Source organism: Psychrobacter sp. TWP2-1-2 (assembly GCF_049896785.1).
Taxonomy (GTDB): Bacteria; Pseudomonadota; Gammaproteobacteria; order Pseudomonadales; family Moraxellaceae; genus Psychrobacter.
Genome location: NZ_JAFCVA010000002.1, coordinates 70,945 through 84,123, shown reverse-complemented (window position 1 = coordinate 84,123; position 13,179 = coordinate 70,945). Strand labels below are relative to the sequence as shown.

The following is a 13,179-nucleotide window of genomic DNA, read 5'->3' as shown; positions in this document are numbered from 1 at the left end:
ATAACGCCAATTTTTTGCTCTTCTTTTTGTCAATAGGAACGCTTCCATGCTTAATGCCTCAATGCCTAATGCGCAACACCCTTCTTTTTCCTCACATCAATTTATCCAACTGGCTTTAGACAATCAAGTTCTCAAATTTGGCGAGTTTGTCCTCAAGTCTGGTCGCATCAGTCCGTATTTTTTTAATGCAGGCTTGCTGGCATCGGGTGAGATGTTGTCGTTGCTCGCGTGTGGTTATGCTGATGCCTTGGCTGAGCAAGTGGCTGCTAGTCATAACGGTACAGATGAGCAGGAGCTGGTGATCTTTGGGGCAGCGTATAAGGGTATTCCTTTTGTGGCAGCAACCGCGCAAGCTTTATGGATTCATCATGGTATCAATGCCAAGTGGGGCTATAATCGTAAAGAAGCCAAAACTCATGGCGAAGGTGGCAACTTAGTAGGCGCTGACGTTAGTGGTAAAGCAGTCTGGGTACTCGATGATGTCATTACCGCTGGTACGGCGATGCGTGAAGTGGTTGAGATTTTAGAGCAAGCGGGCGCTAGCGTTGCTGGTATTATCGTTGCCCTTGACCGTAAAGAAAAAGGGCAGGCTGAGCATTCTGCTATTCAAGAGTTAGCGTCGACATTAGAGGTACCAGTGCGTGCACTCGTCGATATCGATGATTTAATCAGTTATTTGGCAGATGACCATGGCGTACAAAGCGGTCAGCATAAAGATGCGACCCAACTTGCCAAGATGCAACATTATCGCGCGCAGTACGGCGTATAGTTGGGCACTGAGTTCGAAGCTTTTCTATATTAATAATATAACGTAAGTGAGCCTTATTATGAGCCAAGCAAATCAAAAAAAATCGTTAAATATACTCGTTATTATGGATCCTATCGAGCAAGTTAATTATAAAAAAGACACGACCCTTGCGATGATGTGGTCGGCACAAGACCGTGGGCACAGCCTTGGCTATTGTCAGATTCATGATTTGTGGTTGAATCGTGGGCAACTGATGGTTGATACGCAGTCAGTGACCGTCAAGCGCGATCCTAAAGATTTTTATACATTAGGGGGTAAAGCGACAGCGCCAATCAGCGACTATGACGTGGTGTTGATGCGTAAAGATCCGCCGTTTGACATGCGTTTTATTTATGCCACTTATATGCTTGATCATGCCAAAGCGGCTGGTGTGCTAGTGGTCAATGACCCACAAGCGATACGTGATTGTAATGAAAAGCTATTTGCCACGTGGTTTAGCGATTATATGAGCCCAACGATTGTGACCAGTAAACAGGCGCATATTCGCAAGTTTATCGCTGAGCAGCAAGACGTCATTGTTAAGCCATTAGATGGTATGGGCGGTACGGGGATTTTCCGTTTGACCACAGATAGTCCAAATATTGGCGTCACGCTTGAGATTTTAACTGAGCTTGAGACACTACCCATTATGGCGCAGCGCTATTTGCCAGAGATTAAGGAAGGTGATAAGCGCGTGTTGATCGTCGATGGAGAAGTGGTCGATTATAGCTTGGCGCGTATTCCTACCAAAGGCGAAACCCGTGGTAATCTTGCTGCGGGTGGTAGCGGTGTTGCGATGCCGCTCACCGATATCGAACGTCAAGTGGCAGAAGTAGTCGCACCGATTGTTAAAGAAAAAGGTCTAATGTTTGTCGGGCTAGATTTAATCGGTGGTCGTATTACTGAGATTAATGTCACCAGCCCAACCTGTGTTCGTGAGATTGACGACCAATGTGGTACGGACATCGCGACAGACTTTATCATCGCCATTGAAAATAAATTAGCAGTTTGCGCAACGCTGTAAGGATAGAGTGATTTATCACTAAGCTATGCGCACAATACTTAAAAAACAGTGTGCTAAGATAGATTGATAAACAGCATCTTTTAATAGCCCATAAAAAGGCGATAAAACGTCATTTATAAACGATGCTTTTATGATTTTTCGATAGTATTTATAAAAGCCAAGTCGTGATTGCTCGCGGCTTGGATTTTTGTTATTGACAGTGCATAAAGTGCTATATATCAGCCAACGATTTACACTATACTATGCGAGATTTTATAGGGTCATTATTGGCTGATGACTAAGATGATCATAGGATAATAAGTCCTTCATATAAATAAAGAAAAGATAGGCAGGCGTTCATGAAAGCACCGCATATATTAATGATGGCCGCGGGTACTGGCGGGCATGTGTTCCCAGCGCTGGCAGTGGCTGAGGAATTGACTCAGCGTGGTGCGGTTATTCATTGGCTAGGAACGCCAAATGGTATGGAAAATGGCTTGGTGGCACCGACTGGTTATCCTTTTCATGCGATTGAGATGCAGGGTTTACGCGGTAAAGGAATCGGGCGTTTATTGAAGTTGCCAGTGACTTTATTGTCAGCGACGATGGCCGCTATAAAGGTGATTCGTAGTAATCAAATTGACATAGTTGTCGGTTTTGGTGGTTATGTGACAGCGCCTGGCGGTATCGCCGCACGTCTGACCAATACGCCTCTGATTATCCATGAACAAAATGCCATTGCAGGCATGAGTAATCGCTACCTATCCAAGATTGCAACCAAGGTGCTGCAAGCATTTGAAGATACCTTTGCCAATAGTGCACAGGATGCTAAGCTTGAAACGGTGGGTAACCCAGTACGCAATGCCATCACTGGTGTCTCTGAACCGACGGTGCGTTATGATGTTAATGACAACTCACCGCTCAAATTGTTGGTCGTGGGTGGCTCACTTGGTGCACAAGCCTTAAACGACACTGTGCCAAAAGCGCTGGCATTGCTCAATCAGCCTTTTGAAGTGCGTCATCAATGCGGGCGTAACAATGAGGCTGCCACACAAGCAGCTTACGATGAGCAAGACTTGAGTATGCACAAGTTTGTGGTACAGCCTTTTATCGACGATATGGCCGCCGCTTATAATTGGGCAGATGTTATTGTTTGCCGAGCAGGCGCATTGACGGTTACGGAAATCCAGAACGTTGGTATTGCCGCAATTTTTGTACCGCTGCCGCATGCGGTAGATGACCATCAGACTGCTAATGCCCGCACTTTAACCTCACACGATGCGGCGATTTTGTTACCGCAGTCTGAGTTGACAGCACAGCGTTTGAGCAATGAGCTTGCTGCCCTTAATCGAGAGAAGTGCCTAGCGATGGCCAAAAAAGGCCATGCCCTTGCTAATCGAAGTGCGAGCAAGCAAGTTGCTGATATTATCCGGCAAACGCTGTAGCCTAATTCGTATAGCTGACTGTTTTTATTGCCAATTATTTTGATACACTAAATTTTATTAGCCTTTAATAAAGAGAAGCCCTATGTCTAACCCTGCGAAAGCTCTACCTAAGCGTTTGATTGAAATACCAGAAATGCGTCGTATTCAGCATCTGCATTTTGTCGGTGTTGGTGGGTCGGGGATGTGCGGTATCGCGGAGGTGATGAACAATCAAGGTTATCAAGTAAGTGGTTCTGATATTGCTGAGAGCTTAGTGACCAAACGTTTGGCGCAGATTGGTATTGATATTGCGATCGGTCATGACTCCAAAAATATTGCCAATGCTGATGTCATCGTTGTATCGTCAGCAATTGATCGCAGCAACCCTGAAGTAAAAGCGGCATTAGAAGCACGTTTGCCAGTGGTACGCCGTGCCGATATGCTAGGCGAGTTGATGCGTTATCGTCACGGTATCGCTGTTGCTGGCGCTCATGGCAAAACCACGACGACCAGTTTGTTGACTACCATGATGGCAGAAGGGCAACTCGATCCTACCTATGTGATCGGCGGTAAGCTGAATGCATCTGGTAAAAATGCTGCACTGGGTAGCAGTCGTTTCTTGGTGGCAGAAGCTGATGAATCTGATGCGTCATTTTTATCGTTACATCCGATGGCCGCGATTGTCACCAATATCGATCAAGACCATATGGAAACGTATGAGAATAGTTTTGATAAATTAAAAGCCGCTTATATCCAGTTTTTACAAAACATGCCATTCTATGGTTTGGCGGTGGTCTGCGGTGACGACCCAGAATTGTATGCCATGATTGATGATATAGGTCGTCCAGTATTGACCTTTGGACTTGAGCCTTTTAACGACGTTCAAGCCATCGACTTGGTGACGGAAGGCACGAAAACTCACTTCACGGTACTGCGCCGTGACCGTGAACCTTTACGTTTGACCCTCAACATTCCTGGTACTCACAACGTTTATAACGCACTTGCCGCTATCACCATGGCGACCGATGAAGGGGTGGATGACGAAGCGATCAAACGCGCTCTGCAAAAATTTGAAGGCGTTGGTCGCCGTTTTGAGCAGCATGCCTCTGTCAGTCTTGATGATGGTAATGTTTTATTGATTGACGATTATGGTCATCACCCAAAAGAAGTCGATGCCACCATTAAAGCGGCACGTCAAAGCTTCCCTGAACGTCGTTTAGTAATGATGTTTCAGCCGCACCGTTATAGTCGTACCCGCGATTGCTTCGATGATTTTGTCGAAGTACTCTCCAGCGTTGATGAATTATTATTATTAGACGTATATTCAGCAGGTGAAAGCCCAATTACTGGTGCTGATACCAAGTCATTGGCACGCAGTATTCGGTTGCGCGGTGAAGTTGAACCGACGATTATTGACAAGGACAATTTAGCTCCTGTCATGCAGCGTTTATTAAAAGCCAATGACATGCTCATTACTCAAGGTGCAGGTAATGTAGGGCAGATCGCTGTCGACTTGGCTGCCAATAACCTTTACATTAAGTAAGCTAAAAAATTCTAGGAACGATCTTCATGACGACTGATACTAAAGAAAATACCAGCACTCAAAATTCAGATAATTTAGATAGCAATGATGCCACTCTAAACACGACGACCAGTGATGCAAAAGATGCCAGACAGTTTGGTAAAGTGGCGGTTGTCTATGGCGGCAGTAGCAATGAACGCAGCGTGTCGTTAGACAGTGGTGCTGCCGTATTGCAGGCGCTACAAAACCAAGGCGTTGATGCCACTCATTTCGACCCTAAGCATCAAGACATCACGGAGCTACGCAAGTATGACCGCGTGTTCAATGTGTTGCATGGTCGCGGCGGCGAGGATGGTTTGTTGCAAGGTGTGCTGCAATGGTTTGATATTCCGCAGACGGGTTCAGGCATTCTGGCATCAGCGCTGGGTATGGATAAGGTTCGTACCAAGCAATTGTGGCAAGGTTGTGGGTTAGCAACCGCGCCATTTTCATTGTTAACAGCTGAGACTGACTGGCAGCAAGTGGTCAACATGCTAGGTCTACCACTTATTATTAAGCCCGTTCATGAAGGCTCGAGTATTGGTATGACTAAGGTCCACAATCTTGACGAGTTGCCAGCGGCTTATGCAACGGCGGTACAGTGCGGTGATGCAGTTATGGCTGAGCGCTGGATTACTGGTCGCGAGTTTACAATCGTCATTATCGACGATGAAGCCTATCCAGTCATTCGTCTTGAACCTGCTGATATTACCAACTTCTACGATTTTGAAGCCAAGTACAATCGTAATGATACCAGCTACTACATTCCCTGTGGTCTGAGCGCTGCTGACGAAAAGCATTTACAAGATCTGAGCCTTTCAGCGTTCCGTGCCGTTGATGCTAAAGGCTGGGGACGCATCGATGCTATGCAAGATGAAGCAGGTCACTTCTGGTTGCTTGAAATCAATACAGTGCCAGGCATGACCAGCCATAGCTTGGTTCCGATGGCAGCCAAGGCTCGAGGTATGGACTTTGATGCATTGTGCTGGCATATTTTAGCGCAGACATTAGAGTGACTGGTATAGCAGTTATTGCTTAAACAGTGATTTAGCAATGCTACTTTTTAACATTGCTCATTTTTTAGTATTGTTCATAATGCTATTGATATTTATTAAGGCAGTTGTCATTGATAAGCTGTCTTAATAAACCAGTGATAAAACTTATGAATGATTAGAGTTAAATTTTTCTTATAGCCTGAGAATACTACTAGACGAGAACGGGTTAATGTATCACTAGAGCTGCTATACCACAGCGTCATGTAAACTTGTGTAAATTCGTTGTCACTAGTAGGGGTTAAGCTATTGTTTAACCATAAAATACGTTAATATTGTAATTATAGGTCTGTTTTAGTGATATTTCTGTTTTCTATGAACATAGCCCATAAGTTATTCATAAATTAAGAAAAATGTTACGTTTAAATGAGCATAATGTCATCCTATAAATCGTTTTAGTAAAATATTTTGATAATATGTCAACTTAATAGGCTTCTGCAAAAATATGCAGAGTTACATTTATAAATAGCATGATCAGTTTTATGCAAATATAGGGACAAAGGTCGTTATGGCTCAAACTGTCAACGAGGTAACTGACTTGATGAGTGATAAAACCCGTCGCCCAAACTCTAAGTTCCAAGTACCGACTTCGCTCAAATATTTTTTTATGGTATTGGTACTAGGGTTGCTCGTACTGATATTGATAATGGGTGGAAAAGCGTTGCGTGATGCACCGCCAGCTTCTATCCATGTGAATAATCAGGGTTTGACAGTTACCCAATATCGCGCATTGCAACAGGTTATGAATCAACAAAAGGTAAGCAGCTTTTTTACCTCTGATTTGCAAGCGTTAAGAGATATTACGACGGGTCTGGCTTGGGTTGATCAGGTCAGTATTTCTCGTGATTGGCAACGGGGCATAGTCGTTACCGCATTACCTAAGCAAGCGGTTGCTAATTTTGGTACAGAGCGTTTGGTGGATGCAAAAGGTGCGGTTTTTGTCCCTGCTGATAGTAAAGAACTAACGCAAGAACGCTTCGCCACCTTACAAGGTGAGATAACGCAAGCCCCAGTTATCATGCAGCAGATGCAGCAAGTTAACGACTGGTATGCGCCACTTGGTATGCAAGTCGAAGATATTATCCTGTCACCAAGAATGACTTGGCTGATTCGTTTTGACAATGGACTGCGTGTGATTGTTGATAACGAGAATACTGCGCAAAAGCTGCTGAGTTTAAGTCAGCTGCTCGGCAATCAGTTAAGTGAGCGTCGAGGCGAAATACAGTCTGTAGATTTGCGCTATAAAAATGGCTTTACCATCGCTTGGGATATAGCACAGCCAAAAATTGATGAAGCAAAATAACGATAGATAGAAAATAACGATAGATAGCATAAGCAAAAACTGGTTAGCATTTTAGTTTGAGCTATTTTGATAGTTTGTAGCACAGAATATACAACATCATAGCGTGTTGATAACGCTTTTTTTAATGATCTAATGGAGACGTCATTTGGTCTCCTGTTTAGCGATAATTTGTCTGGTACCATGAAAAATACTGAAAATCTGGTTGTTGTCCATCTAAGTGCCACGGCAGTCTATGTCGTCATTGGTAACGTTGTCTCTGCAAAAGACATCCGTATTCTGGGCGTGGGACAAGTCAAAAATAGCGATTTTTACCAAGGTCAAATAAAACACCGTGAACGTCTACAAGGTGCTATCAAGCAAGCCATTCAAGAAGCAGAAGATACTGCCAATTGCCGCGTGCACAGTGTGTGGTTGACCTTAGCGACACCGGAATTATCGAGCAAAAATAGTGCAGGCGAGGTACGTGTAGAAGATGAGGCGGTACGTGCCAAAGATATGGTGCAGGCGTTGTCTAATGCCAAGTCACGCGATCTATCATCAGACTACTATCTAATGCATTGCTGTCAGCAGGGTATCTATGTTGATGATCAAGATTTCATGGTGGATGATGCGATCGAAATGATGGCGCATAATATTACTGTGATGTATCACATGATGATGATGCCCGTTGCTAGTCGTCAGAATATCCAAAAATTACTGCAAAGTTGTGATGTTGGTATTGACCACATTGTATTTAATGCAGTGACGAGTGCTGAATACAGTTTGATGAGTGACGAGCGCCAGCAAGGGGTTTGTTTGGTAGATATTGGTGCTAGTACGACCAGTATTTGCGTTTATAAAGAAAACAAGCTCATATTTACCCATTGTATCGCGACAGGCAGCCACGAAGTGACGATGGATATCTCAGCTGATTTTGGTATTTCCATGATTGAAGCTGAAAAGCTGAAAAAAACCCATGGTACTGTCGATGTCAATAGTGTCGATCCTAGCTCGTTCTTTATCTTTAAACCGCAAGGAACAGGTGACGAGATTAATATTGGTATCTATAATCTAGCCCGCATTATAGAGGCGCGCTATGTGCAGATATTTACGGAAGTTGCTCGTCAATTGCATGAGGCTGATCTCATCGGCTATATCGACAAAGGTATCGTACTCACAGGTGGCGGTACAGCGATTAAAGGTATGATACCCTTTACCAAAAAATTGCTCAAAATGCCCGTAGTATTAACCAACACTCATCCTGCTATTAGTGCTCATAATCATTTTGATAATGACGAGTCATTTAAGCAGCTAAACAGTCAAGTAAATGATCGTGCTTATCAAACGGCATTTGGTACACTATTATATAGTCAAAGCGAGCAGTTTCGCCGTAGTGAAAAAAGTGAGCCTGAAGCGATTCAAAAAAATCGAGTCACTGGTGTTTTTCAAAGTGCAGGGCAGCGTTTTGCTAGTGTACTCAAAAAGATATTATAATCTGTTAGCAAAACATACTTATATTAAGCAGCATAAGAGTATACAGCTATATAATAGGCAAGAATACGAAAAGTAACACCCTGTACCATACTGGCATATTTTGGCTAGCACAATTATCTAAGCCATTGCCCTGTTTTATTTAAATACAATTATATATAGTAAGTCGATAGCGCGCCATATAAGTGTGTTACCAAGTATCGACCATTACGCTATCTGCAACTGGAGAAACCTTTTTATGTCAAAATACACCATGCCAGATGATAACCAGCCTCAAAATAACGGCCAAGCAAGCTTCACTGTATTCGGTGTTGGTGGTGGTGGCGGTAATGCGGTTGAACATATGGTACAACAAGGGATTAGAGGTGTAACGTTCGTCTGTGCTAATACGGATAAACAAGCGCTTGATCGTTTAACTGCACCGCATAAATTGCAACTTGGCGCAAAAACGAATCGCGGTTTGGGCGCAGGGGCGAACCCAGAAGTTGGGCGTGAAGCAGCAGAAAGCGAAGAAGAAGCCATCCGTGCATTACTCGAGCATTCAGACATGGTGTTCATTACTGCTGGTATGGGTGGTGGTACGGGTACAGGTGCAGCGCCTGTGGTTGCTCGTATTGCTAAAGAAATGGAAGTGTTGACAGTTGCCGTCGTGACTACGCCATTTAAGTTTGAAGGTGGCAAACGTATCAAGGCTGCTAAAGCTGGTATTGAACAATTGACTAACTTTGTTGATTCTATCATTACGATTCCGAATGATAAGTTGATGAGTGTCTATGGCAATATCTCTATGCAAGATGCCTTTAAAAAAGCGGATGATGTGTTATTACATGCGGTTCAAGGTATTGCTGAAACTATCGCTAGTGAAGGTATGATCAATATCGACTTTAACGATATCCGCACTGCTATGACTGCCAAAGGTCATGCGATGATGGGTATCGGCCGTGCTAGCGGTGATGATCGTGCGCGTCAAGCAACTGAGAAAGCCATCAGATCACCATTACTTGATGACTTGCGTTTAGAAAATGCAAAAGGTCTATTGGTTAACGTAATTTCTTCTGAATCACTCTCATTGGATGAGATGAGCAAAATCAGTGTTATTGTCGAAGAAATTACAGATATTGACGATGCACATATTTTCTATGGTTCAGTGATTGATGAAAAAATGGGTGATGACTTACATGTCACTGTTATTGCAACGGGTCTGACTTTAGATGAAAACGCTGGACAAGAGCCAGAAGTAGTCGAGGCACCAGTTCCTTCTGTCAATAGCACTCAGCCTGTTGACCCTAACGTGCATACCAGTGCTTTAAACAGCCAGAAGCAATCGCAAGCTCAGATGTATCAAGAAACGGCTAGTGCTACTCGCTCAAGCGCGCCTCAAGAGCAGGCGAAAACCAAAACCAATAGCATTCAAGACTATCTAAAACGTCAACAAAATAAATAATATTTTCAGATTTTTAGATCCAAAAAAAGCCAGTACTAAGTTGCTGGCTTTTTTGTGCCTATAGAAAATGTCCATATATTAGCAAACTGATTCAGCTATGAGCGCGCTCTATTTATAAGAATCGCCTCTCGATGCGAAAATCATCATTAATAAATAGGCGTATAAAACAATTTATGATTGTAACATTTGGCTGTTATTTCCCTGTGTTAACGGAGGCAGTGTGATCAATGAGACATGAAAACCATCAAAATTTATTGACGATAAGTGTTATCAATCAAGGAGATAAGGAAATTAGCAAGTTTTAACTATGGCGAACTAGGGGCGGGTAATGATACACTATGGCAATTGTAACAAAATATGTGAGAAGACAGCCATGAACCAAAGAACCATAAAAACTGCGATTGCTGTTACAGGTATTGGTCTCCATAGTGGTCAGCCTGTTGACTTAGAGTTTCATCCGCAACCTATTGATACGGGTATTGTTTTCGAGCGTTCTGATATCGAAGGCAGCCAGCCGATTCCAGCCAGTGCTTTTTTAGTACAAGATACTATGATGTCGTCAAACCTAGTGTTTGGTGGCATACGTGTGGGGACGGTCGAGCATTTGCTTAGTGCCATTGCAGGACTTGGCGTGGATAACCTTTTAATCCGTGTGTCGGCCTCAGAGATACCGATTATGGATGGTAGTGCCGCTCCTTTTGTAGCGTTGCTGCTTGACGCAGGATTCTGCGAGCAAGACGCTTCAAAGAAGTTTATAAAAATCGTCAGACCTGTAAGAGTAAAAGTAGACGATAAATGGGCAGAACTGCGTCCTTATGAAGGGTTTGAGCTAAATTTTGAGATTGATTTTGATCATCCTGCTATCGACAAAGATTTTCAGCATGCACAGCTGCAGTTTTCGACGCAAAACTTCATTGAGCAATTGAGTTCAGCCCGTACTTTTGGATTTTTACGAGACATAGAAGCCTTACGTCAGAATAATTTGGCATTAGGAGGCAGTATGGATAATGCTATTGTTATTGATGAGGCAAATATTCTTAACGAAGAAGGTCTGCGTTTTAATGATGAGTTCGTTCGCCATAAAATTTTGGATGCTTTAGGTGATTTATATTTGATTGGCTATCCGATTTTGGGTCGCTTTAATGCTTATAAATCTGGTCACGCATTAAACAATTTATTGGTACGTGAGATACTATCTGATCATAATAATTTTGAAATTGTAACTTTTGATGACAATGTAACCTGTCCAATTCAGTATTTACCTCTCGAAGGTTTGACTGTTGAAGGATGAATACAGGAATATACACGAAGTATCGAAACATTTACGCAATATTACATAATCCGGCAGTAATTACATTCTAATAATATTCGTTTTTTTGAATGTATTGTTTAGATTATTTTAACAATTCTGCTCTAGAGTAGAGAATATCAAAGCTGTGGATAGTTTTTCAATCATCTGTTGGTGACGTTCATAATGTGAACGGAGCTAGCAGGTGATTTTTTTTGTTTGCGTCATTACAAAATCGCAGCGTTATCAGCTGATTTTTACGGTTTTGTTTACACAACTTTACATAGTAACATTAATAATTTCAATGATTTGCCAGACGTAAAAGTGCTTTTTTGAGATTTTCATCAGTGGTGACATGCTCTGCGGCCTGTGATATAGTCCGCTTTGTGTTTTGGCTAAGAGCCTGATTTTCATTGGCTTTACTAGATTTTGACAAAGTTGCTGATACTGCTAATAGTTGTTTAGATGAATGATTATCAGCTGAATTTTTAGCGACGACGACGCGAATTTGCTTGAGTTGTTTAAATGTAATTGACTGCTCTGTTAAGACTTGCAAATAAGCGCTCTGCAAATAGCGAATATGATTGGCAGCAGTCATTGAGCCCACACTGAGTATTAATTGCCCGGAGGTGAGGCCTACGACCCAACAGGTATTAAGAATTTCTTCAGGTAGACAATCTACCAATAGCTCTTTTACCTCATTGGTCGCTTCTATGTATAGCCGCATATTGTCAGCAAGCGTTCGGGGTAGTGCGCTACCAGCAAAAGCTTGATGGTCGATAAGTTGGGCAAGCCGATTTGGCTGTTTTTTTGACATCGTGATGACTCATCTAATAGGTGACAAAATCGATATTCATAATTGACATGCTAAAAGCAATTGATACTGAACGATTTGCGAGACAGTGAACTAAGCGGAATATGGTATTAACAGATAATACCAGCATTAGTCACTACAGAAGAAATAGCGGGCTGTTTTAATAAGGATTTTATCATGTTTTGTAATGATCATCTCCTCTAAACTAATTGATGCTTTGTCACGGATGACGAGCGGTCTTGTATTAACAATAGGTAGTAAATTTATGAAACAAGCTTTATTAATTTTGTCAGTATTGGGAATGGGTATAGCACAGACAAGTGGTGCTGTCGAAACAACCTTTCAACCAAATAATACCTTGAGTCATACCATCACTAACATCTCTGCTTCTGCGAACTACGGTTCTAGCCGCAATATCTATAGCACTAACAGTGGTGCTCATGTATATAGCAATGATGAGATCAGTCAAGCCATTGATAATTTAAGTGCGCATGCCAAGCAAAAAGAATACCAGCTTGCTTCGCTTACCAGTCGTTTGTCTTATGAGCAGCGTCAGCAGCAATCAAGCCGCGCTCCTGATCGCAATTCTGCTCCTGCTATCGCAGCGGCAAGTGCATCGCGAGTAGCACTGTCTAGAAGCTCTGGCTACTGTGCTCGCTATGTACGTAAAGCGCTACAATCAGCAGGTTACGAATTTACGCCTAACCCTTCAGCTTATCAGTATGCCTCTCGCGGCACACTTGCTCAAGCAGGTTTTACCAAGATCAGTAATGATATGCAGCCACAAGTGGGTGACGTCGTTGTCTATAATCGTACGTCAAACCGTCCACATGGTCATATCCAGATCTTTGATGGTAACGATTGGGTATCTGATTTCCGCCAAAACAGCATTAGCCCATACAGTGGCACTTACAGCTATACGACATGGCGTGATTCGCAATATGTCGATGATGCATCAGACCGCGGTATTTACCTCGCGATGGCTGACAAATAGTAGCCAGTTAGATGTAACCTAAGTTAAAAGTTTTCTCCA

Annotated in this window: 11 protein-coding genes; 10 read left to right on the top strand and 1 reads right to left on the bottom strand. The window is 42.8% G+C overall.

What is annotated here, in order from left to right; translation table 11 throughout:
- The first annotated feature begins 46 nt into the window (after window positions 1-46).
- The 9 genes from pyrE (at window position 47) to lpxC (ending at window position 11,335) form a co-directional block, all read left to right on the top strand.
- Window positions 47-769: an orotate phosphoribosyltransferase gene (pyrE, locus tag ACP7AE_RS02290; RefSeq protein ID WP_420825197.1), complete on the top strand. Its 723-nt coding sequence runs from the start codon at window positions 47-49 to the stop codon at window positions 767-769.
- Between the two features lie 58 nt (window positions 770-827).
- Window positions 828-1,811, top strand: a complete 984-nt coding sequence (gshB, locus tag ACP7AE_RS02285; RefSeq protein WP_201540482.1) for a glutathione synthase — start codon at window positions 828-830, stop codon at window positions 1,809-1,811.
- A 338-nt stretch (window positions 1,812-2,149) separates the two neighbouring features.
- Window positions 2,150-3,235, top strand: coding sequence for an undecaprenyldiphospho-muramoylpentapeptide beta-N-acetylglucosaminyltransferase (gene murG / locus ACP7AE_RS02280; protein ID WP_426241208.1), 1,086 nt, complete (start codon window positions 2,150-2,152; stop codon window positions 3,233-3,235).
- Window positions 3,236-3,317: 82 nt separating this feature from the next.
- Window positions 3,318-4,757: a UDP-N-acetylmuramate--L-alanine ligase gene (gene murC, locus ACP7AE_RS02275; RefSeq protein WP_426241207.1), complete on the top strand. Its 1,440-nt coding sequence runs from the start codon at window positions 3,318-3,320 to the stop codon at window positions 4,755-4,757.
- Window positions 4,758-4,783: 26 nt separating this feature from the next.
- Window positions 4,784-5,791 (top strand): D-alanine--D-alanine ligase, encoded by a 1,008-nt coding sequence (locus ACP7AE_RS02270; protein ID WP_201540479.1) that lies wholly within the window; start codon window positions 4,784-4,786, stop codon window positions 5,789-5,791.
- 544 nt (window positions 5,792-6,335) lie between these two features.
- A complete protein-coding gene (locus tag ACP7AE_RS02265) occupies window positions 6,336-7,130 on the top strand; it encodes a cell division protein FtsQ/DivIB (RefSeq protein WP_426241206.1) in 795 nt (264 codons plus the stop codon).
- 180 nt (window positions 7,131-7,310) lie between these two features.
- Complete coding sequence (gene ftsA, locus ACP7AE_RS02260; protein WP_426241205.1) at window positions 7,311-8,603, top strand: cell division protein FtsA; 1,293 nt, start codon at window positions 7,311-7,313, stop codon at window positions 8,601-8,603.
- 235 nt (window positions 8,604-8,838) lie between these two features.
- Window positions 8,839-10,044, top strand: a complete 1,206-nt coding sequence (ftsZ, locus tag ACP7AE_RS02255; protein ID WP_045454113.1) for a cell division protein FtsZ — start codon at window positions 8,839-8,841, stop codon at window positions 10,042-10,044.
- Window positions 10,045-10,417: 373 nt separating this feature from the next.
- Window positions 10,418-11,335 carry a UDP-3-O-acyl-N-acetylglucosamine deacetylase gene (gene lpxC / locus ACP7AE_RS02250; protein ID WP_426241204.1) on the top strand — a complete coding sequence of 306 codons (918 nt, stop codon included), beginning with the start codon at window positions 10,418-10,420 and terminating at the stop codon, window positions 11,333-11,335.
- Window positions 11,336-11,633: 298 nt separating this feature from the next.
- On the opposite strand, the gene ACP7AE_RS02245 is transcribed toward lpxC, so the two are convergent.
- Window positions 11,634-12,149: a hypothetical protein gene (locus ACP7AE_RS02245; RefSeq protein WP_426241203.1), complete on the bottom strand. Its 516-nt coding sequence runs from the start codon at window positions 12,147-12,149 to the stop codon at window positions 11,634-11,636.
- Between the two features lie 262 nt (window positions 12,150-12,411).
- On the opposite strand from ACP7AE_RS02245, the gene ACP7AE_RS02240 reads away from it, so the two are divergent.
- Window positions 12,412-13,140 (top strand): CHAP domain-containing protein, encoded by a 729-nt coding sequence (locus ACP7AE_RS02240; protein WP_045444182.1) that lies wholly within the window; start codon window positions 12,412-12,414, stop codon window positions 13,138-13,140.
- Window positions 13,141-13,179 lie beyond the last annotated feature (39 nt).

Bases quoted from the DNA above. Each gene is read 5' to 3' on its own strand.
- ACP7AE_RS02240 (WP_045444182.1), top strand. From the start codon at position 12,412: ATGAAACAAGCTTTATTAATTTTGTCAGTATTGGGAATGGGTATAGCA.
- ftsA (WP_426241205.1), top strand. From the start codon at position 7,311: ATGAAAAATACTGAAAATCTGGTTGTTGTCCATCTAAGTGCCACGGCA.
- gshB (WP_201540482.1), top strand. From the start codon at position 828: ATGAGCCAAGCAAATCAAAAAAAATCGTTAAATATACTCGTTATTATG.
- ACP7AE_RS02265 (WP_426241206.1), top strand. From the start codon at position 6,336: ATGGCTCAAACTGTCAACGAGGTAACTGACTTGATGAGTGATAAAACC.
- murC (WP_426241207.1), top strand. From the start codon at position 3,318: ATGTCTAACCCTGCGAAAGCTCTACCTAAGCGTTTGATTGAAATACCA.
- pyrE (WP_420825197.1), top strand. From the start codon at position 47: ATGCTTAATGCCTCAATGCCTAATGCGCAACACCCTTCTTTTTCCTCA.
- ACP7AE_RS02270 (WP_201540479.1), top strand. From the start codon at position 4,784: ATGACGACTGATACTAAAGAAAATACCAGCACTCAAAATTCAGATAAT.
- lpxC (WP_426241204.1), top strand. From the start codon at position 10,418: ATGAACCAAAGAACCATAAAAACTGCGATTGCTGTTACAGGTATTGGT.
- murG (WP_426241208.1), top strand. From the start codon at position 2,150: ATGAAAGCACCGCATATATTAATGATGGCCGCGGGTACTGGCGGGCAT.
- ACP7AE_RS02245 (WP_426241203.1), bottom strand. From the start codon at position 12,149: ATGTCAAAAAAACAGCCAAATCGGCTTGCCCAACTTATCGACCATCAA.
- ftsZ (WP_045454113.1), top strand. From the start codon at position 8,839: ATGTCAAAATACACCATGCCAGATGATAACCAGCCTCAAAATAACGGC.